Origin of the sequence: Salipiger aestuarii (assembly GCF_003259905.1) — a bacterium.
GTDB classification, from domain to species: Bacteria; Pseudomonadota; Alphaproteobacteria; order Rhodobacterales; family Rhodobacteraceae; genus Salipiger; species Salipiger aestuarii.
Genome location: NZ_QLMG01000002.1, coordinates 195,805 through 216,406, shown reverse-complemented (window position 1 = coordinate 216,406; position 20,602 = coordinate 195,805). Strand labels below are relative to the sequence as shown.

Sequence of the window (20,602 nt, the reverse complement as noted above, 5' to 3'; positions counted from 1 at the left end):
GGCCGGGCCTTTGGCCCGGCGCTTGCCCGCGCGCCGATGACGCACGGTTCGACCCCACCGCAGCGCTAGGCCAGCGCCGCCTGAACCGTCTTGTCCCAACCCAGCCACATCTTGTCCCCGTCCACGATCAGCGGGCGTTTCATCAGCGTCGGATGCTGTGCCAAAAGATCCAGCGCAGGGCGTTTGCGATCCGTTTCCGACAGCCCGCGCCACGTTGTCGACCGCGTGTTCACCAACCTGTCACCGAACCGTTCATACGCCGCCGCCATCAGATCCGTCGGCACGCCATCGTTGCGCACATCCACGAATTGCGCACCGGTCAGATCCTTGGCCGCCTTGCGGCAGGTGTCGCAATTTTTCAGTCCGTATAGCTTCATGTCGCCCTCTGCTTCGCCTCTGATTTACAAAATACCGCCGATTGCTGCGCGAGCGAAGTGTTTCTCTTGATTTTTACGGGGCCTGTGTAACGCTTTGGGGTGTGACCTTCGACAATCGGCCCCGGAAGACCAGTCGCCGAACTGATTTTCCCGCTGAAAGGCGAATGTGACAGGGCGCCCGCCCGGGGTCCGGGCGATTGTATCTAGGACGACTGGAAGGAGCACGGGAACATGCCAAGCGGCACCGTGAAATGGTTCAACACCACCAAAGGCTATGGTTTCATCGCCCCGGAAGAGGGCGGAAAAGACGTATTCGTACATATTTCAGCGGTTGAAAGGTCTGGCCTGACGGGGCTGGCGGACAACCAAAAGGTAGACTACGAGCTGAAAGAAGGGCGCGACGGGCGCATGATGGCATCCGATATCAGGCCCCTGTGATCCCAATTCCAGGGATTATCGCATAACGGCGCTTTCCCGGCCCTGGCGCATCTTTGGGCCGGGAATTATGCACAGTGAGGATTCTGCACAGTGCCATGGCAGGCGCTCATGCCTGCAACCGCTTGGCTTCCTGTCCGGCCAGACGCACCAGATCGGTCATGAACGGCTTGCCCAGGTCATCGGCGCGCGTGGCGGCGAACAGCCCCCGGCGCAGGCCCTTTTGCGTCAGCGGCCGGGTCACATAATCCGAATTGAACTTGACCTCGCGCACCACCCAGTCCGGCAGCACCGACACGCCGCGATTGGACGCGACCAGCAGCAGGATCACCGCGGTCAGCTCGACCTGACGGATCGCCGCGGGTTCGACCTTGGCCGGGCCCAGCAGTTGCGAAAACACATCCAGCCGCGCACGATCCACCGGATAGGTGATCAGCGTCTCGCCGCGGAAATCCTGCGCATCGATCCAGGGTTTGGCGGCCAGCGGGTGGGCGGCCGCGGCGACGAACACCGGGCGGTATTCGAACAGCGGTGCAAAGGTGACGCCGGGCAGGTCCTCGGGATCGGATGAGATCACCACGTCCACCTCTTCCTTCATCAGGGCGGGCATGGCATCGAACGCAAGGCCGGGACGGATATCGACATCGACGTCGGGCCAGGTCTTGCGAAAGGCTTCGAGCACCGGAAACAGCCATTCAAAGCAGGCGTGGCATTCGATGGCGATGTGCAGCCGCCCGGATTTACCAGTCCGCAGGCCGGAAAACTCTTCTTGCAGGGCTTCGACCTGCGGCAACACCTGTTCGGCCAGGCGCAACAGCCGAAACCCCGCCGCCGACAGGCGCATGGGCTTGGACCGGCGCACGAACAGCTCGACGCCGGCCTGATCCTCAAGCCCCTTGACCTGATGGGACAGCGCCGATTGCGTGATGTTCAGCTGCTCTGCCGCACGCGCCAGACCGCCCGCCTCGTGGATGGCCTTGACCGTGCGCAGGTGCCGGAATTCGATATGCATCCCACGGTTTCCCTCATGTTGTTCTTGAGATTTATGAGTTTGTCTCACATAGCGGGATATGCCACAAGGGCGCCTCACCACGGAAGGACCCCGGCCCATGACCCGCCCCGAGATCTCGTTCGAATTTTTTCCGCCGCGCAATATCGAGGCGACGTTCCGGCTGTGGGATACCGTGCAGGTGCTGTCGCCGCTGGCGCCACGGTTCGTATCGGTGACCTATGGCGCGGGCGGCACCACGCGCGAACTGACGCGTGACGTGGTCTCGACCCTGCACAAGCATTCCGGGCTGAGGGTGGCCGCCCACCTGACCTGCGTCGATGCGACCCGCGACGAGACGCTGGCCATCGCGGCACAGTTTCGCGAGGCGGGCGTGACCGACATCGTGGCGCTGCGGGGCGACCCGCCCAAGGGCGCGACGGGCTTCACCGCGCATCCCGACGGCTTTGGCAGCTCGGTCGAGCTGATCGAGGCGCTGCGCGAAGCCGGTGATTTCAACATCCGCGTCGGCGCCTATCCCGATACCCACCCCGAGGCCGGATCCGCCCGCGCCGACGTCGAGTGGCTGAAACGCAAGCTAGACGCGGGCGCGACCGAGGCGCTGACGCAGTTCTTCTTTGAACCCGAGACGTTTTTCCGGTTCCGCGACGCCTGCGAAAAGGCCGGGATCGACAAGCCCATCGTGCCGGGCATCTTTCCGGTCGAAAACTGGAAAGGCGCGCGCCGCTTTGCCGAATCCTGCGGCACCAAAATCCCCGCCTGGGTGATCGAGGCGTTCGACAAGGCCGAACAGGACGGGCGGCAGGACCTGCTGGCGACCTCTCTGTGCACCGAGCTTTGCTCGGAGCTTCTGGATGGCGGTGTCGAGCAGTTGCATTTCTACACGCTCAACCGCCCCGAACTGACGCGGGATGTGTGCCATGCGCTGGGGGTCACGGCGAGCTCTGCCCTGAACAAGGTGGCCTGACCAGGGTGGCCTGACCGGGGGGCCGGACCGGGGGGGCCGGGCCGGGGGGGGCGGACCGACCTGCCCCGCCCAACGGTCCCCGACCCGGGCGGTTTGACCGCTGGCAGGGGCGTTTCGCGCGCTTGTCGCCGGATCTTTGCCCAATTCCGGCCCCGGTTGCCGCTTAGCATTGGCTGAAACAGCTTGATGCCAAGAGGGTCGCCGTGACGCGAGATCGACTGGACAGGACCTATCGTGGCCTGATGAAACTGGCGGGCGCCTACGGGATGCTTGCGCTGTGCGTCTTTTTCGCCGGGGTGCCCCGGCAGATCGACGCGGGCGCGCATATGTTGGTGCCCATTGCCGTGGCAACGCCGGGGGTGCTTGTGGCGGCCTCGCTCATGAGGCCCCGCCTTCTGCCGCCATGGTTCGCACGGCCCGAGCGGCCGATGCATCTTGTGCCGGTGCTGCTGGGCCACGGGCTGTTGCCCCTGCTGTTTCTCGTCCCCGGCATGGGGGCGGTCATCGCGCTGAACCTGCCCGAGCCGCTGTCGCGCGCGCTTGGCACGATCGCGGCGGGGGTGCCGTTTGCGCTGTTCGGCCTGTGCTGGTGGATCGGCCTGGCGCTGTGCCTGTGGCGCGACACCGGCGGTTCATCCCCGCAGCGGGAAGGCCCCGCGACCACGCGCGTGGTGCCAAAACGGCCCAGCTACCCCAGGCTGTCGGCCGAACAGCTTGCGGATCTGCGCCGCCAGCGCGGCGGCTGACCGCGCCCCTGCCTGCGAAGCGGCCATCCCGAAGAGATGCGACCATTTGCGAAAGCGCAAAGGTTTCCTCTGGCTGCGCAATGCGGTTAATGTGGTCGCAAAAGACGCAAGGTATGGGCAGGCAGGTGAAACTGATCGTTTTCACGGATCTTGACGGCACGCTGCTGGATCACGCGCGCTACGACTGGTCCGCGGCCCGCCCCGCGCTGACGGCGCTGCGCGCGGCCGACATCCCGCTGATCCTTGCCAGTTCAAAAACCGCGGCCGAGATCGCCCCCCTGCACGCCGCGCTTGAGCTGGGCGAGTGGCCGGTGATCGCCGAGAACGGCGCGGCGCGGGTGCGCCCCGGCGACACGCGCGATGATCGCAGCGCCTATCTGCGCCTGCGCGGCCTGCTGAACGCCCTGCCTGTGCCGCTGCGCGCGCTCTACCGCGGCTTTGGCGACATGACCGATGCCGAGGTCGCCCGCATCACCGGCCTGTCCCCCGAGGCCGCAGCGCTGGCCCGCGCCCGCCAGCACAGCGAGCCGGGCCTGTGGGCCGGGGATGACAGCGCGCGCGACGCATTCCTTGCCGCACTGGCCGAACAGGGCGTCAGCGCGCGGCAGGGCGGGCGGTTTCTGACCCTGTCCTTTGGTGGCACCAAGGCGGGACAGATGGGCGCCATCATGCAGGATCTGGGCCGAAACACCGCCATCGCGCTGGGCGATGCCCCCAATGACATCGAAATGCTGGAAACCGCCGCGCGCGGTATCATCATCCGCAATGATCACGGTGCTGCCATTCCGCCCCTTGCGGGGGAAACCAGCGGTCGTATCGTGCGCAGCACAGAACCCGGCCCCCATGGCTGGAACACCGAGATCCTCGCCCTGCTCGCACGGCCAGGACTGATCGAGGAACACATCTGAATGGCCGATTTTCAGCAGAACGGCAACATCGCGCAATTCCACAATCTGCGCGCCCGCCCCATCGAAGAACTGATCTACGAGCTTGAGACGTTTTCCCAGGTCCGCAAGATCTCGCTCGTGCTGCCGTCGCTTTATTCCGAACTGGAAGGCGACGCGCTGCCCAATATCCTGGCCGAGCTGAGCAGGGTCAGCTACCTGCACCGTATCATCGTGGGCCTTGATCGCGCGGATGAGGCGCAGTACCGCCACGCGCGCGAATTCTTCAGCGTGCTGCCCCAGCAGACCACCGTGATCTGGAACGACAGCCCCCGGATGCTGGACATCATGGCGCGGCTCAAGGCACTGGGGCTGGCCCCGCAGGAAGCGGGCAAGGGCAAGAACGTCTGGGGCTGCATGGGCTACCTGATTTCCTGCGCCGACAGCGCGGTGATGGCGATCCATGATTGCGACATCGTCACCTACAAGCGCGAAATGCTTGACCGGCTGGTCTATCCCGTTGCCAATCCGACGTTTTCCTACCAACTGTCCAAGGGTTACTATCCCCGCGTCGGACAGGGCAAGCTGAACGGACGGGTGACGCGGCTGCTGGTCTCGCCGCTGCTGATCGCGCTCAAGCGTACGGTCGGGGACCGCGACTACATCGACTACCTGCGCGCCTTTCGCTACCCGCTGTCGGGCGAAATGGCGATGCGCACGGGGCTGCTGCCGGAATTGCGGATGCCCTCGGACTGGGGGCTGGAAATCGGCGTGCTGTCCGAGGCGTGGCGCAACCTTGGCCCGCGTCAGGTCTGTCAGGTCGAGATCGCCGATGTCTACGATCACAAGCATCAGGACCTGTCGCCCGAGGACGCCACCCAGGGTCTGTCGCGCATGTCCACCGACATCTGCAAGGCAATCTATCGCAAGCTGGCCGCCGATGGCACCGTGTTCACCCCGCATGTGTTCCGCACGCTGAAGGCGACCTATTACCGCTCGGCGCTGGACCTCCTCGAAGCGTATTGGGCCGATGCCAAGATGAACGGGCTGTCCATTGATCGCCACGCCGAAGAGCGCAGCATCGAGATGTTCGGTGAAAACATCACCCTTGCCGGGCAGATGTTCATCGAGAACCCGCAGGAAACGCCGTTTATCCCCACGTGGAACCGGGTGCATTCCGCCGACCCGACGCTGCTGGGCGACTTCCGCGCCGCCGTCGCCGCGGACGAGGCCGAATTCTCGGGGCCCTGTTAGCGCCTTACATCGCTGGCCCGATCCGTGTTAAGGGGCGGGCGATAGTCACCAACCCAAGAGGCTTGCCATGATCACCCCCCAAGAGGCCAGCGCCCGCGCCGAACAGCTTTGCCGCATGGCGCCGATCATCCCGGTGATCGTCGTCAACGATGTCGCCCACGCGGCCCCCATGGCGCAGGCGCTGGTGGCCGGCGGGCTGCCGGTGCTTGAAGTCACCCTGCGCACCCCCTGCGCGCTGGAAGCGATCGTCGAGATGGCCGGCGTCAGGGGCGGTGTCGTCGGGGCGGGTACACTGGTGACGCCCCAAGACGTCAGGAACGCCGTCGATGCGGGCGCGACCTTTGGTGTGTCACCGGGGGCAACCGACCGCCTGCTGGACGCCTGCGAAGAAGCGGGGCTGCCGCTGTTGCCGGGCGCCGCCACCGCATCCGAGGCGATGGCCTTGCTCGAACGCGGCTATACGGTGCAGAAATTCTTTCCCGCCGAAGCGTCCGGCGGCGCCCCCGCGCTCAAGGGCATCGGCGCTCCGCTGCCGCAGATCCGATTCTGTCCGACAGGCGGCGTGAACCTGAAGAACGCCATCGATTACCTGTCACTGCCCAACGTGCTGTGCTGCGGTGGCAGCTGGGTCGCGCCGGGCGACAAGGTGGCCGCCGGCGACTGGGCTGCCGTTGAAACGCTGGCCGCCGAAGCAGCCGCGCTGCCCCGCGGCTGATCGTCCTTGACAGCCCCGGAGCGTGCGCTTCGGGGCAGCCCCGCGGTTTAGCCGATCAGCCCGCCGCCGGGCCGCTGGTTTTCATCGTAATGCCGGCGCAGCCGCTGCAACGCGATGCGCAGCACGACCTTGCCGGAGCGGGCCGCCCAGCCCATGCGTTTTTCCGTGGTCTCAAGCCCTTCGAGATAGCAGCAGCATTGCAGCACCACGTCGCCGAGCCCCGGCCCCAGATCGCGCAATGCCGCGATAAGACGCTCGCGCGCCGCGTCGGGCCCGCGCGCGGCGGTCCCGGCGGCGCTGCTCTCGACATCGCCGGTCAGGAACCGATCCCAGTTCTGCGCCACGCGGGCGCCCATCTGCGCCAGTTCGAAATCCTCGCGCAGGCGTTCGCCCGCCCGCACCAGATCATCGGGCAGGAACGGGTCGCCCTTGGTATCGCGCCGACGCGCCAGCAAGATCAGCGGGCTTTCGGCCATCACATGCCGGCGGCGCGCCTGAGGGTCGGCGGCGGCGGCGGCCATGGCCTCTTCGGCCTGATGCGAGGTGTCGAAACCCGCCTGCGCCTCGGCAAAGCCGCGCAGTTTGCTTTCCTGTTCGGCCAGCAGCTTGCTAAGGGCCGTGCGCCCAGCGGCGGTGATGCGATAGCGTGAAATGCGCCCCGGCGCATCGCAGGCGATCCAGCCCTTGAGCGCCATCGCCTGCGCGATCGGCGCATCCACCACCGCCGTGCGGGTGCTGCCACCGTCGCCGGTGTCGCGCACCACGACCGCCTTGTCCATTTCCGCCGCGACCGCAAGCACCGATCCGCTTTCGCACAGGCGCCGCAGGATGCGCCGCGCTTCGGACGCAAGACTGGCAGCGTCCGGCGTGATCTCGTCGCTGAGAGGCTCTCTCATCCGATCCAACTCCTTCGTGGATTGTTGCGACATCCTGGCCTGGAATTTACCGAGGCTGCGCAGCGCCCCGTCCACCAGCGGATCGTCCCGCAATGTTTCGATCCGGCGGACCTGCCGCAGAACCGTTGACGCGTGACATCCCGCTTCGCGCGCCAGCTTTCGTATCGCCTCTCCGCCCTCGGTATGGGCAAGGTAGTTTCGTGCATCTTCCGGCACCCAGGCCGGTAATTCATGTGCCTGTGCGGCACCGGTTTGGCAGAATATCATAATTTATCCCCTAGGCCTTGCTTTCTTCCACAGACTTATCCCCAGACGGATACAACCATGACGAGAGCTGGTTACCTGATAGTTAACGTCTCTGTCAGACCCCTAAAGTTCACGACATTTTCTAAACAAAGATGAAACCACCGGGCTCGAACTGCGCCCTTCCCGCAACACCCGTCTTGATTGTGCCATGGTCTGGCCACACTCACAGAGGGAAACGTGACAATGCAGGATATTCTGAGTCTAATGACGAGCTTGCGCCGCCCGCGACTTTTGGTGCGCGCCGCGCGCATCGGGGCGGATGAATACCGCCGCGAGGTGCATCTGGGCCGCATCCTGTCGGGGCTGGCCCCCGACCGCAGCGGGCCGGTCCTGATGAAGCTGATCGAACTTGAAACGATGCTGGACACGCGCCGCCGCGCGGTCGATGCCAGCTATTCGGTGGCCCGGCACGTCGAAGTGCTCGCCGCCATGATGGGCGAGGCCCGCATCCTGCGCAATCGCACCTGAACGCACCCGCGGCACGATCGGCTGCGGCAGGCAGCCGATCCAGTGCTGTCGACGGTATTTTCAAGCGAACGTACAGACTTCGACGGCAATGTCCGGCCAGCAATTCCCCGTATCCGGATAGAGCACGTTCATGCGCAGGCCACTTGCCGCCGCTTTCTTGTCCGCCCTTGCGGTCCGGTCGGTGGCCTCCGCAGAGTCCGCGCGCGATGCGCCCCGGATGTCGGCGGCGGCTGGGCAAGGTACGCCCGACCACGGCGCGCCCGCGTCCTATCCCGCCCCGGCGCGTGCATCCGGGCCGTGCCAGGGCTTTGGCCCCCAGACCCCGCGCGACATCGCCAACGCCTACGGGCGCAACACCGCGGGGTTTGCGGTGGCTCCCCCGCCCGAGGATCTGAACCTGTGCAACATCCACACCCACACCAATGCCGAACATATGGGTCCTAGGTTTTCGAACTATGCGGGGGGCGGCGATCACGGTGGTTTCAAATGCGCCGGGTCAACCCGTCTCAGCCCCTCCGAACTGAGCCGCCAGCCCCGCGACGGCACGATTTTCCAAGCCGTCGGCACCGGCGACACGATCGAGGTGCACGGGGTCTACACCTCGTGCGACGTCAGTCCGGGGCCGGGGCTGGGCGCCTGCCTGTCGGACGCCTGCAAGACCCCGACGCTGCGGGTGGGAAGCCAGGTGTTTCTGGCGGTAAACGATCCCAATGCACTGGATTTCTGTGATTTCATCTGGTTCGGCACCACGCGCGAGGGCCGCTACCAGCCCCGTGCCCTGCCCACGGGCACCGGTGCGCCGGTGGTGTTTCGCGGATCGACCACCGGCACCGGCTATACCCAGCAGGTCTGTCCACCCCTTCAGGTCACATGGTCCGTGCGCCCGCGCTATGCCCGGCTTGACATCGCCACGCTCGATGCATGGGCCGCGGCGGGAAACATCTTTGAAGAAAACCACAGCCACGGGGTGCGTCAACTGGTGACCGCGCCGGAATTGCTCGCCCCGATCGAATAGGCACCGCGTCCTGAAATCCGGCCCGAAATCCAACCTGAAACCCGGCCAGCGCCGCTTGCGCGCGGCGCCGGCGTGACGCTGCCTCTTGCGCCGCGCCCAAACCGCCCCTAAAGCACGCTCATGACCCAGCATGACCGCCTGCTCATCATCGACTTCGGCTCTCAGGTAACGCAACTCATCGCGCGCCGCCTGCGCGAGCTTGACGTCTTCTGCGAAATCCATCCCTATCAGAACGTCACCGACGCCTTTCTGGACGCGTTCGCCCCCAAGGCGATCATCTTTTCGGGCGGACCGGACAGCGTCACGCGCGCGGGCTCGCCCCGGCCTCCGAAAAAGGCCTATGAACTGGGCGTTCCGATCCTTGGCATCTGTTATGGCCAGCAGGTCATGATGCAGGATCTGGGCGGCAAGGTCGAAGCCAGACACGGAAGCGCCGAATTCGGTCGCGCCTACGTCACCCCGTCCGATGACCGCATCGACCTGCTTGCCGGCTGGTTTCTGGATGGGACCGGGCGCGAACAGGTCTGGATGAGCCACGGCGACCATGTGTCTGAAATCGCCCCGGGTTTCGAGGTTTACGCCACCTCGCCCGGCGCGCCCTTTGCCATCACCGCCGATCTGAATCGCAGGTTCTATGCCGTGCAGTTCCACCCCGAGGTGCACCACACGCCCAACGGCAGGACGCTTTACGAGAATTTCATCAGGGACGCAGGCTTTACCGGCGACTGGACCATGGGCGCCTACCGCGAGGAAGCCATCCAGAAGATCCGCGATCAGGTCGGCGATGCCAAAGTGATCTGCGCCCTGTCGGGGGGCGTCGACAGTTCCGTCGCGGCCGCCCTGCTGCACGAGGCCATCGGCGATCAGCTGACCTGTGTCTTCGTCGATCACGGGTTGCTGCGCCTGAATGAGGCCGAAGAGGTCGTCGGCATGTTCCGCGACCACATGAACCTCAGGGTGATCCACGCCCAGGAACAGGACCTGTTCCTTGGTGAACTCGAAGGCGTCAGCGACCCCGAAACCAAGCGCAAGATCATCGGCAAGCTGTTCATCGACGTGTTCCAGAAATACGCGGATGACATCGAAGGGGCCCGATTCCTTGCCCAGGGCACGCTGTACCCGGATGTCATCGAAAGCGTCAGCTTCAGCGGTGGCCCGTCGGTGACCATCAAGAGCCACCACAACGTCGGCGGCCTGCCCGAAAAGATGGGCCTCAAGCTGGTCGAACCGCTGCGCGAACTTTTCAAGGACGAGGTGCGGGTGCTGGGGCGCGAACTTGGACTGCCCGCCAGCTTCATCGGGCGTCACCCGTTCCCCGGCCCCGGCCTTGCGATCCGCTGTCCGGGTGAGATCACCCGCGAAAAGCTGGACATCCTGCGCAAGGCGGATGCGGTCTATATCGACCAGATCCGCAAACATGGCCTTTATGATGAGATCTGGCAGGCCTTTGTTGCGATCCTGCCGGTGCGCACCGTGGGCGTGATGGGCGACGGGCGCACCTATGATTACGCCTGCGCGCTGCGCGCCGTGACCTCGGTCGATGGCATGACGGCGGATTACTACCCGTTCAGCCACGATTTCCTGGGCGAAACCGCGACGCGCATCATCAACGAGGTCAAGGGCATCAACCGCTGCACCTATGACATCACCTCGAAACCGCCCGGAACGATCGAGTGGGAATGAGGCGTGACGCTTTACGCGCCCGAACCCGATGACATTGCCATCCTCGGCAATGATCTGACAGACCGGCCGGGGCTGAGCCTCGTCGCGGTCTTTCGCAATGAATCCTACCTGCTTCCGGCGTTTCTGGACCATTACCGCGCGCTTGGAGTGACGCGGTTCATCCTGCTGGACGATCGCTCGGACGATGGTTCTGCCGCGCTTCTTGCCGGTCAGCCCGATGTGATGCTGCTGCAAAGCAGCCGCCGCTACGGCGACAGCGTGGCGCGGGCCGAGCGCCCTCCGACCGTGCGCAGCGCTGATTATCGCCAGATCCACCTGTGGCGCAGCGCGCTGGCCAACCGCTTCTGCGACGGGCGCTGGATGGTGCAATGCGACATCGACGAATTCGCCTGCCTGCCCGCCGCGCGCCGCCTGCCCGACCTGTGCGCCAGACTGGATGCGCGCGGCGAGGCCGGCGCCTGGGGCGGGATGATCGACCTTTACCCGGCGCATGTGTCGGATCTTGCCGCCGGGGCGCCGGGAGCGGACGATCCCCGCAACGGCACCTGGTATTTCGACGGCGTGCGTCATTTCTCGCTGCGCGGGGGGGGCGTGCCGCGTCACCGCTACGTCGGAGCGCGCGGCCGGCTGAATCGGTCGTTCATCGACGGGCAGGCTCCACTGTCGCTGAAAACCCGGTTAAAGCTGAAATGGCTGGGTGCGCGCAAATCGCCCTCGGGGCGTTTCGTCAAACCGGTCTTGCAGAAATGGCGGCGCGGCACATGGTATCTGTCCTCCCACGAGATTTCGCGCCCGCTGTCGCCCAGCATGTTGATTCCCTTGCTTCATTACCGCTATACGCCCGCGCTTTATGCCAAGATCTCGTGGGCGGTCGCGTCCGGCGGCTATTCCAAGGACAATTCGGATTACCGCACCATGGATCGCCTGCTGGAAACGATGGCGCGCAAACAGGCGGGCTTTCTCGGACCGAATTCGCGCAGGCTGACGGGGTTTGACGATCTGCGCGCCACGCGAAACGCCATCGGGCTTGATTAAACCGCTGTCATATCTTGCGTTTGGCAACGCCCCGCGCCAGTGTCGGGCGCGAATGCGTCTGGTCGCGGACCTGGCGCGAACGGAGACACGCCATGGATGAAATCCGCCCGATCGGCCCGATGCCTTGCCCGCCGCACCAGATCCATTCGGCCCGCGCCGAATCCACCGACGGCGCGCGCGATCACAAGACCACCTCAGCATGAGTCCGACGTTTCAGGCTGTTCTGTGGATGGGCGGATCTGTCGTGTCCTTTACCGCCATGGCCGTCGCCGGGCGCGCCGTCAGCCTGGATCTGGATACGTTCGAGATCATGTTCTACCGCTCGGTGATCGGGTTCATCGTCGTGGTGACGCTGCTTGTGCTGACAGGAACCCGCGGGCAGGTCACGCACCGGCGCTTGGGGCTGCATACCCTGCGCAACCTCAGCCATTTCACCGGCCAGAACCTGTGGTTCTATGCGGTCGCGACGATTCCGCTGGCACAGGTTTTCGCGCTGGAATTCACCTCGCCGCTCTGGGTCATCCTGATTTCGCCGCTGGTGCTGGGCGAGCGCATCACCGCCACCCGTGCCTTTGCCGCGGCCATCGGCTTTATCGGCATCCTCGTGGTGGCCCGCCCCTCGCCCGAAACATTGTCGCCGGGGCTGTTCGCCGCAGCGGGGGCGGCGATGGGCTTTGCCGGATCGGCGGTGTTCACACGTCGGCTGACCCGCACCGAAACGACGGTCTGCATCCTGTTCTGGCTCACCCTGATGCAGGCGGCGTTCGGGCTGATTTGCGCGGGCTTTGACGGAGACATCGCGCTGCCGTCACCGCAAAGCTGGCCGTTCGTCGCGGTGATCGCCCTTGCCGGGCTGATCGCGCATTTCTGCCTGACGACGGCGCTGCGGCTTGCCCCCGCGACGGTGGTGATTCCGATAGATTTCACCCGGCTTCCGATCGCCGCCCTGCTGGGCATCGCGCTTTATCGCGAACCTCTGGACCCTTACGTCTTTCTCGGCGCGGCAATCATTTTCGGGGCGAACTATGTGAATATTCTCAAGGAAACACGAAATCCGTCGCGCGCATCCACGCAATGACATGGCGATGCGTTACATGATATGACGTGTGGTCAAGAATTGACCGGTAATGCGGCGCATTGCACCCTTACCCCCGGAGGATGATCACAAAATGAGGGAGGAGCGGGGCGCCATGACGACGTCGCTGACAGGGGCCGCCTGTCTGGTCCTGACCGCCGGCGCGGTTCATGCCGGCGGTATCGAGCGCACCACGCAATCGGCCCTGGTGCTTTTTGAAACCGGGAATGTTCTGGAATTCAGCCTAGCCTACGCCGATCCGCGTCTGACCGGGCGCAATACAAGCCCGCCTTTTCCCGAACAAACGCTGGATGATGTCGCGCGCGGGTTCGCGCTGCCGTCTTTTGCGCTGAAATACGATTTGACGGAAGACTGGGCGCTGGCGCTGATCTACGATCGGCCCTTCGGGGCCGATGTGGCCTATCAGGACGACAACGCCGTGTTCGGCGGCACCACCACGCAGGCATCGACCCACGCGCTGACGGCCCTGGCCCGGTATCGGTTCAACGATACGTTCAGCGCCTTTGGCGGGGTGCGCCTGCAACAGGCCGACGGTCGGATTCACCTGCAAGGCGCTGCTTACGGGGCGGTCAGCGGCTATACCGTGGACCTCGACCCGAACGTCGCGCTGGGCTATGTCGCCGGTGTCGCCTATCAGATCCCCGACATCGCGCTGCGCGTTGTGCTGACCTACAATTCCGCCGTGTCCCATGACATGGAGATTAACGAATCCGGCCCCGCGATCCCGGTCGACACCACCGGCGACGGGGTGCCCGACACCGCGTTGCCGCTGTTGAACGGCGATGGATCGACCGAGGTCAGGACTCCGTCAAGCTGGACGCTGGATTTCCAGACAGGGATCATGGCGGACACATTGCTGTTCGGCTCGGTGCGCTACGTCCGGCACAGCGAATTTCGAGTCGACCCCAAGCATTTCGAGACCGTCACCAACGACGGGCTGATCGACCTGGATGACACCACCGCCTGGACGCTGGGGGTTGGGCGCAAGGTCACCGACCGCGTCTCGGCGGCGCTCAGCGCGACGTACGAAGGCCCGACCGGCCGGCTTGTGTCGCCTCTGGCGCCCACCACCGGCTATACCCAGGTGCGCCTGTCCGGCTCTTATGCCGTCAACGAACGGCTTACCGTTTCGGGCGGCCTGAGCCATTTCTGGCTAGGGGACGGCAGGCCCCAGACCGCTCAGACCGCGCGCGCGGACTTTGGGGACAACACCGGGTGGGGCGTGGGGCTGAAACTGGCCTATCGGTTCTGACGCGCGCCCGCCTGCGCGGCGGGCGGTTTGACGCTGGACGCTGCACGCCGGCTTGATTACCCCTTTGCGCGACCCTCTCTGGCAAGGATGACACGGCGGATGCTTTACAAGACGGCGGAACACTGGCGCGCCGCGCCGCGCAAACGCATCGTTCTGTTCGCGATGTCGGGGCTGGGCAAAACCCATGTGTCGTCGATGTTGCGCGACCAGGGCGATTGGTTTCACTACTCGATCGACTACCGCATCGGCACCCGCTACATGCAGGAATACATCGCCGACAACGCCAAGCGCGAGGCGATGAAGGTGCCGTTCCTGCGCGAGCTTTTGCTGTCGGATTCGATTTATATCGGGTCGAACCTGACGTTTCACAACCTGCGCCCGGTGTCGGCCTATCTGGGCAAGCCCGGCGATCCCGCGCGCGGGGGCCTGCCGATGGCAACCTACCAACTGCGCCAGGACCAGTTCCGCCGCGCCGAGCAACAGGCCCTGCTGGACACGCGCTATTTCATCGACCGCGCGCAGGATCTGTACGGCTATCCTCATTTCGTCTGCGACACCGGCGGGTCGATCTGCGAATGGGTCGACCCCGACGATCCCCGCGACCCGATCCTGACCGAGCTTGCCCAGGCCGCGCTGATGGTGTGGATCCGCGGCAGCGATGCCCATACAGAAGAACTGGTCCGCCGCTTTGATCGCGACCCCAAGCCGATGGCCTACCAGCCCGCGTTTCTGGCCCGGACCTGGGCGGCCTATCTGGACGAGACCGGCCAGGCGGAATCCGACGTCGATCCTGACAGCTTTATCCGCTGGACCTATGCCCGCGCGCTGGCCCACCGCCAGCCCAGATACGAATCGATGGCGCGCAACTGGGGCGTCACCGTGGACGCATCCGATATGGCCACGCTGCGCGACGATGCCGATTTCGCCGAGGTCATCGCGGCGGCCCTGCCCCGCTGACGCTTGTTTCCCGCATTCCGCCGCCCTATCTGATAGGGCCTTCCAGCTTCGAGAGATAACATGCCCATCCGCCTGCCTTCCGACCTGCCCGCCTATGACGTTCTCACCCGTGAGGGCGTGTCGCTCATGGACGAGGACAGCGCCGCGCGGCAGGACATCCGCCCGATCCGCATCGCCCTGCTCAACCTGATGCCCAAGAAGATCCAGACGGAAACGCAATTCGCCCGGCTGATCGGCGCAACGCCGCTTCAGATCGAATTTTCGCTGATCCGGATGACCGAACATCAGACCCGCAACACCGCCGCCGAACACATGGAGGCGTTCTATCGCCCCTTCGCCGAGGTCGAGGCCACGGGCGAAAAATTTGACGGGCTGGTCATCACCGGCGCGCCGATCGAGCACCTGGAATTTGCCGACGTCACCTATTGGGACGAGCTGACGCGCCTGTTCGACTGGACTCAAGGCCATGTGCATTCGACCTTTGGCGTGTGCTGGGGCGCAATGGCGATGATCAATCACTTTCACGGCGTGAAAAAGCACCTGCTGGACAACAAGGCCTTTGGCTGCGTGCGCCACCAGAACCTGTCGCCCGCCTCGCCGTTTCTGCGCGGCTTTTCCGATGACATGGTGATGCCGGTGTCCCGCTGGACCGAAGTGCGCCGCGCCGAGGTCGAGGCGGCGGGCCTGCCCGTGCTGATCCATTCCCCCGAAACCGGCCCCGCGCTGGTCGAGGACCCCTGCCACCGGGCGCTGTATGTGTTCAACCATCTCGAATACGATTCCGGCACGCTCAAGGAAGAATACGACCGCGATATCGCCTCGGGCACGCAAATCAACGTTCCGGCGAATTATTACCCCGATGACGATCCCACCAAGACGCCGCAGAACCGCTGGCGCAGCCACGCCCACCTGCTTTACGGCAACTGGATCAACGAGATCTACCAGACCACGCCGTTCGACCTGTCGCGCATCGGTATGGACGCGACCGACTGGCGCGAACGCCGGGGCACCGCATGAAGCGGCGCGGGTTCGCCGCGCTTGTGCTGGCGATGGCGACCCTGGGGGCCTGCGCCCAGCAACCGGCAGACGACGCCCCCGACGCGGCGCCCAAATACCCGCCTCAGGGCAGGTTCCTGACCGTGAACGGCCACCGCGTGCATTACGTCGAAAAGGGCAGCGGCCCGGCACTGGTGCTGATCCACGGCGCCAGCGGCAGCCTGCGCGACTGGACTTTCGGCGCGGTGGACCGGCTGGCACGGCGCTACCGGGTGATCGCCTTCGACCGCCCCGGGCTTGGCTACACGCCCCGCATCGACCGCGACGGCGCCTCGATCTTTGAACAGGCGGACCTGTTCGTTGCCGCCGCCGCGCAGCTCGACGCGCCCCGCCCCATCGTGCTGGGCCACAGCTACGGCGGCGCGGTCGCGCTGGCCTGGGCGGTCGAGCATCCCGACGCGGTGTCGGGGCTGGTGCTGGTGTCCGCCGCCTCGCAAACCTGGGACACGGGGTTGCCGTTGTTTTACCGTGTGACATCCGGCCCGCTGGGAGCGCTGGCAAACCCGGCCATCGCGGCACTGGCCGGCCAGGACCGCGTGCAGCAGGCCATCGCGTCGGTGTTCGCGCCCCAGCCCGTGCCCCCCGGCTACGCCGCGCATATCGGCGCCGAACTGGCGCTGCGGCCCGATTCTTTGCGGGAAAACGCGCTGCAACGCGCCGCGCTCAAATCCGGCATCGCCCGGATGGTACCGCGTTACCCGACCATGGATGTGCCGGTGGAACTGTTGCACGGCGACGCTGACAGCACCGTCGGCCTTCAAATCCATTCGGTGCCGACCGCGCGCCAGATTCCGGGCGCCAACCTGGTGGTGCTGCCCGGCGTCGGCCACGCGGCGCAACATGTCGCTGCGGCGCAAATGGACGCCGCCATCGACCGCGTGGCGCGGCGCGCCGGTTTGCGTTAAACCTGTTCACATCCCATACTTCCTGCAAGACAAATAACGACAGGAGAGCAGGCCGTGACCCTTCCTTTTGACGGTGCCATCAGCGATTTTTACGACAACGACGCCCCGGGCGACATCCGCAACGCGCTGAAACGCGCCGACAAGGATGACATCCTGTCGGCAAGTTACCCCTATTCCGAAGAGATGAAGCGCAAGACCTACGAGCGCGAGATGGAGGCGTTGCAGATCGAGCTGGTCAAGATGCAGGCCTGGGCGCGCGACACCGGCCAGCGCGTCGCCATCGTGTTCGAAGGCCGCGACGCCGCCGGAAAGGGCGGCACCATCAAGCGGTTTCGCGAAAACCTCAACCCGCGCGGGGCGCGCGTGGTGGCGCTCGGCAAGCCATCGGACACCGAGGCGACGCAATGGTATTTCCAGCGTTACATCGAACATCTGCCAAGCGGCGGCGAAATCGTGTTCTTTGACCGCAGCTGGTACAATCGCGGCGTCGTCGAAAAGGTGTTCGGCTTTTGCACCGAGGCCGAGCGCGAACATTTCTTTGCCCAGGTGCCGCAGTTCGAAAAGATGCTGGTCAATGAGGGCATCCGCCTGTTCAAGTTCTGGCTCAACGTCGGGCGCGCCGAACAACTGCGCCGGTTCATCAAGCGCGAACGCGATCCGCTCAAGCAATGGAAGCTTAGCTGGATCGACGTCGAAGGGCTGAAACGCTGGGATGACTACAGCGCCGCGATCGAGGAGACGCTGTCGCGCAGCCACACCGCGCAGGCCCCCTGGACCGTGATCCGGTCCGACGACAAGAAACGCGCCCGGCTGGCGGCGGTGCGCCATGTGCTGGGGCATCTGGATTACACGCAGAAATCGGACAGGGCGGTGGGCGCCCCGGATTCGAAAATCAGCGGCGGACCGGAGATCTGGAACGCCTGATGGGCAAGCGCGGCTATCATCACGGCAACCTGCGTCAGGCGCTGGTCGACGCGGCACTTGAGCTGATCGAGGCCAAGGGCCCGACCGGCGTCACCGTTTCCGAAGCGGCCAAGCTTGCGGGTGTCACCCCCGCCGCCGTCTACCGTCATTTCGGCGGGCGCGAGGATCTGATCGCCGAGTCCGCGCGCCAGGGCTATGAGATCTTTGCCGATGTCATGCAATACGCCTATGACAGCGGCCAGCCCTCGGCGCTGGCCGCGTTCGAGGCGACCGGGCGCGCCTATCTGGCCTTTGCCCGCAAATATCCCGGCCATTATATCTCGATGTTCGAAAGCGGCATCAGTGTGAACCATTCCCCCGATCTTGCGGCCGTTTCAGCGCGCGCGCGCGGAGTGTTCGAACGCGCCGCCGAGGATCTTTCGCGTCATATCCCCCCCGGAAAACGCCCGCCCGCCAGCATGTTCTCGGCTCATATCTGGGCGATGAGCCATGGCGTGGTCGAGCTGTTCGCGCGCAATTCACCGGGCACGCAATCGCCGTTCCCGCCCGAAGACCTGCTGGAAAGCGGCATCGGCATCTATCTGCGCGGGCTTGGGCTGTTGCCCCCCGATCTTTAACTCTCCGGTTGCCCCCGACAGCCTCCTCCCGGACAGCTAACCCCGCTTCAGCGTGTCGCTGATGGCGGTTTCCAGCCGCACCAAAAGCGCGGCGTTGTCGAACCTTGCAACGGCAGTGTCGCGCGCGGCCATCGACATCGCGGCGCGGTCCCTCGGCGGCATCGCCAGCGCACGGGCCAGCGCATCGGTATAGCCCGCGGCGTCATGTTCAGGCACAAGAAAGCCGGTCTCGCCGGGGGTCACGGCCTCGGGGATGCCCGCGTGATCGGTCGACACGATCAGGCAGCCCGCCGCCATCGCTTCCTGGATCGAGGTCGGCAACCCTTCGGTGTTGCCATTGCCCGCCGTCACCGAATGCTGGGCATAGATTTCGGCGCGTTCCAGATGGGCGCGCACCTGCTCATGCGGCAGGGCGCCGGGCAGCGACACCTTTTCGGCCAGCCCCAGTTCAGCCACCAGCGCGCGGGCGGGTTCGTACAATTCGCCGTCGCCAATCATCGTCAGATGCGCCTGCGGATGATCGCGCGACGCCTCGGCAAAGGCGCGAATGGTCAGCAGCGGGTGCTTTTTTTCCACGAAACGTCCGATGCCAAGCACGCTGCCGGGGCGCTTTTCGCCGGGCACGAAGCGGCGCACATCCACACCCGACGGGATGACATGCGCGTTGGGATGCGTCACGCCCACCGAGGCGAGGTTGTCCAGCAGGAACTGGCTGACCGCAAACACCCCCGCAAGGCGCGGCATCATCAGCCGGTACGCGCGCTGCACATGCTGGTGGCGCAACCGCGACGACGCATCCGATCCGCGAAAATAGCAGAACATCGGGATTCCGACGGCATTGGCGATCGGCGCAAGCGCCACGCCCTGCGGGCCGAATTCCGCAAGGATCACGTCGGGTTGATGCTGGTTCAGAAAATCAATCGCGGCCCGGCGTGCTCTGCCCCACGGGATGTTCCCAGATCCGTGCCTCGCATATCCGATCATCTGCGCCATTGGCTTTTTCAGCCAGCCCATCGTCGTTGCCGGAACATCATCAAGCGCCAGAAACCGGCCATCACGCGGCACATTCGGCGTCAGCCTGTCGGCGATGACACAGACCGCGCCGCCGAACAGGTGCTCGACATGCCGGTTCACGAAGGTCTGGCCCGGCGTGATACAGGTCTCGACAACGATGCAAGGTCTCATGTGTGGACTTTCGACTGAGGGGCGGCCTTCAGGCGGGAACGCCTCGCCCGGACAAGCGCACGCACCAGCTTTGGCAGCAGCCGGATGCACCACGCCCATTGCAGCCATTCGCGCCGCTTGCGCGACCTGCGGCCAAGGTTCTTGAAGTGCAGCACCTTACCAGTACGCCGTCCGGTGTCGTTGAACACCCGCGGGTCAAGCGCTACCACCGACAGCCCGCCGCGATGCTGACGCACTCCGATCCGTTCAAGCGACCACCCCTTGAGCAAATGGCTCATGGCGCGCTGATCGGAGAAATCCGTGGTGGCACAAAGATCGTGCCAACGATCCAGCATTGCACGGGCGCAATCCGATCCCGAGAAATACAAGAAACCGGCGTTGATTTCACCGTTTTTTTGCAGATTGTCGCGGGCCAGCTCATTGGGGTGACGTGGCGTGACAGCCAGATCGGCACCCTGAAAGTCACGCGCGAGGATTGGCTCGGTCAGCAGCATATCGGCATCAAGATACAGGCAAGGGCGCCCGCTGTTCAGCACATGGCCAATCGCAGTCGGCTTGTGGATCGTTCGGATAAAGCCATCGGCGTTGACCAGATTATACCCCTGCGCAACTTCGATGCTGACCAGCGGCGATTTGATTTGCTTTTTCTGATCGTTGGTCAGGCCGAGGTCGAACACCACGGGATAGCGCCCCATCACCGAATGGATATTGCGTTCGAACACGCGAAGGATGTCGTAGAATTGCGCGTCGGCGCAGGTGATGATTTCGAACTCCGTCGCCATTGCAGCTATCCCCATGCCAAAGACAAAAAAAGGCCGCC

General features: G+C 64.8%; 22 protein-coding genes. 17 read left to right on the top strand and 5 right to left on the bottom strand.

What is annotated here, in order from left to right; all coding sequences use genetic code 11:
* Positions 1–65 precede the first annotated feature (65 nt).
* Positions 66–377 carry an arsenate reductase family protein gene (locus ATI53_RS02395; protein WP_009504993.1) on the bottom strand — a complete coding sequence of 104 codons (312 nt, stop codon included), beginning with the start codon at positions 375–377 and terminating at the stop codon, positions 66–68.
* Between the two features lie 231 nt (positions 378–608).
* Here ATI53_RS02395 and ATI53_RS02390 point away from each other — a divergent pair, with 231 nt between their 5' ends.
* Positions 609–815 carry a cold-shock protein gene (locus tag ATI53_RS02390; RefSeq protein ID WP_009504992.1) on the top strand — a complete coding sequence of 69 codons (207 nt, stop codon included), beginning with the start codon at positions 609–611 and terminating at the stop codon, positions 813–815.
* Between the two features lie 106 nt (positions 816–921).
* Here ATI53_RS02390 and ATI53_RS02385 read toward each other — a convergent pair whose 3' ends face one another.
* Positions 922–1,824, bottom strand: a complete 903-nt coding sequence (locus ATI53_RS02385; RefSeq protein ID WP_111549648.1) for a LysR family transcriptional regulator — start codon at positions 1,822–1,824, stop codon at positions 922–924.
* A gap of 97 nt (positions 1,825–1,921) precedes the next feature.
* On the opposite strand from ATI53_RS02385, the gene metF reads away from it, so the two are divergent.
* The 5 genes from metF (at position 1,922) to eda (ending at position 6,387) form a co-directional block, all read left to right on the top strand.
* Complete coding sequence (metF, locus tag ATI53_RS02380; RefSeq protein WP_009504990.1) at positions 1,922–2,788, top strand: methylenetetrahydrofolate reductase [NAD(P)H]; 867 nt, start codon at positions 1,922–1,924, stop codon at positions 2,786–2,788.
* A 203-nt stretch (positions 2,789–2,991) separates the two neighbouring features.
* Positions 2,992–3,534 carry a hypothetical protein gene (locus ATI53_RS02375; RefSeq protein ID WP_146609875.1) on the top strand — a complete coding sequence of 181 codons (543 nt, stop codon included), beginning with the start codon at positions 2,992–2,994 and terminating at the stop codon, positions 3,532–3,534.
* Between the two features lie 113 nt (positions 3,535–3,647).
* On the top strand, positions 3,648–4,442 hold the full coding sequence (locus ATI53_RS02370; protein WP_111549646.1) for an HAD-IIB family hydrolase: 795 nt from the start codon (positions 3,648–3,650) through the stop codon (positions 4,440–4,442).
* Complete coding sequence (locus ATI53_RS02365; protein WP_009504981.1) at positions 4,443–5,672, top strand: glycosyltransferase family protein; 1,230 nt, start codon at positions 4,443–4,445, stop codon at positions 5,670–5,672. It begins immediately after the preceding gene.
* Between the two features lie 67 nt (positions 5,673–5,739).
* Positions 5,740–6,387 (top strand): bifunctional 4-hydroxy-2-oxoglutarate aldolase/2-dehydro-3-deoxy-phosphogluconate aldolase, encoded by a 648-nt coding sequence (eda, locus tag ATI53_RS02360; protein ID WP_111549645.1) that lies wholly within the window; start codon positions 5,740–5,742, stop codon positions 6,385–6,387.
* A 47-nt stretch (positions 6,388–6,434) separates the two neighbouring features.
* On the opposite strand, the gene ATI53_RS02355 is transcribed toward eda, so the two are convergent.
* Positions 6,435–7,550, bottom strand: a complete 1,116-nt coding sequence (locus tag ATI53_RS02355; protein ID WP_111549644.1) for a DUF6456 domain-containing protein — start codon at positions 7,548–7,550, stop codon at positions 6,435–6,437.
* A 222-nt stretch (positions 7,551–7,772) separates the two neighbouring features.
* Here ATI53_RS02355 and ATI53_RS02350 point away from each other — a divergent pair, with 222 nt between their 5' ends.
* From ATI53_RS02350 to ATI53_RS02300, 11 genes are all read left to right on the top strand, one after another.
* Entirely contained in the window at positions 7,773–8,057 is a 285-nt protein-coding gene (locus ATI53_RS02350; RefSeq protein ID WP_034452697.1) for a DUF6477 family protein, read from the top strand.
* Positions 8,058–8,187: 130 nt separating this feature from the next.
* Complete coding sequence (locus ATI53_RS02345) at positions 8,188–9,072, top strand: delta-class carbonic anhydrase (protein WP_111549643.1); 885 nt, start codon at positions 8,188–8,190, stop codon at positions 9,070–9,072.
* 120 nt (positions 9,073–9,192) lie between these two features.
* Positions 9,193–10,755, top strand: a complete 1,563-nt coding sequence (guaA, locus tag ATI53_RS02340) for a glutamine-hydrolyzing GMP synthase (RefSeq protein WP_009504976.1) — start codon at positions 9,193–9,195, stop codon at positions 10,753–10,755.
* Positions 10,756–10,758: 3 nt separating this feature from the next.
* Positions 10,759–11,790 carry a glycosyltransferase family 2 protein gene (locus tag ATI53_RS02335; protein WP_009504975.1) on the top strand — a complete coding sequence of 344 codons (1,032 nt, stop codon included), beginning with the start codon at positions 10,759–10,761 and terminating at the stop codon, positions 11,788–11,790.
* A 199-nt stretch (positions 11,791–11,989) separates the two neighbouring features.
* Positions 11,990–12,868 carry a DMT family transporter gene (locus tag ATI53_RS02330; protein WP_009504973.1) on the top strand — a complete coding sequence of 293 codons (879 nt, stop codon included), beginning with the start codon at positions 11,990–11,992 and terminating at the stop codon, positions 12,866–12,868.
* A 112-nt stretch (positions 12,869–12,980) separates the two neighbouring features.
* A complete protein-coding gene (locus tag ATI53_RS02325) occupies positions 12,981–14,138 on the top strand; it encodes an OmpP1/FadL family transporter (protein WP_009504972.1) in 1,158 nt (385 codons plus the stop codon).
* A 99-nt stretch (positions 14,139–14,237) separates the two neighbouring features.
* Positions 14,238–15,095 carry an ATPase gene (locus ATI53_RS02320; protein ID WP_111549642.1) on the top strand — a complete coding sequence of 286 codons (858 nt, stop codon included), beginning with the start codon at positions 14,238–14,240 and terminating at the stop codon, positions 15,093–15,095.
* Positions 15,096–15,155: 60 nt separating this feature from the next.
* Positions 15,156–16,112: a homoserine O-succinyltransferase gene (locus ATI53_RS02315; protein ID WP_009504969.1), complete on the top strand. Its 957-nt coding sequence runs from the start codon at positions 15,156–15,158 to the stop codon at positions 16,110–16,112.
* Positions 16,109–17,056 carry an alpha/beta fold hydrolase gene (locus tag ATI53_RS02310; RefSeq protein ID WP_009504967.1) on the top strand — a complete coding sequence of 316 codons (948 nt, stop codon included), beginning with the start codon at positions 16,109–16,111 and terminating at the stop codon, positions 17,054–17,056. The genes ATI53_RS02315 and ATI53_RS02310 overlap by 4 nt, the downstream gene beginning before the upstream one ends.
* 54 nt (positions 17,057–17,110) lie before the next feature.
* Positions 17,111–17,980, top strand: a complete 870-nt coding sequence (gene ppk2 / locus ATI53_RS02305) for a polyphosphate kinase 2 (RefSeq protein WP_009504965.1) — start codon at positions 17,111–17,113, stop codon at positions 17,978–17,980.
* Positions 17,980–18,597, top strand: coding sequence for a TetR/AcrR family transcriptional regulator (locus ATI53_RS02300; protein ID WP_009504964.1), 618 nt, complete (start codon positions 17,980–17,982; stop codon positions 18,595–18,597). Before ppk2 ends, ATI53_RS02300 begins: the two co-directional genes overlap by 1 nt.
* Positions 18,598–18,633: 36 nt before the next feature.
* Here the strand turns inward: ATI53_RS02300 and ATI53_RS02295 are convergent, their stop codons facing one another.
* On the bottom strand, positions 18,634–19,782 hold the full coding sequence (locus ATI53_RS02295) for a glycosyltransferase (RefSeq protein WP_111549641.1): 1,149 nt from the start codon (positions 19,780–19,782) through the stop codon (positions 18,634–18,636).
* The gene (locus ATI53_RS02290) at positions 19,779–20,564 is read right to left on the bottom strand and encodes a putative nucleotide-diphospho-sugar transferase (RefSeq protein ID WP_009504961.1); all 786 of its coding nucleotides are present in this window, start codon (positions 20,562–20,564) and stop codon (positions 19,779–19,781) included. The genes ATI53_RS02295 and ATI53_RS02290 overlap by 4 nt, the downstream gene beginning before the upstream one ends.
* Between the last annotated feature and the right edge of the window lie 38 nt (positions 20,565–20,602).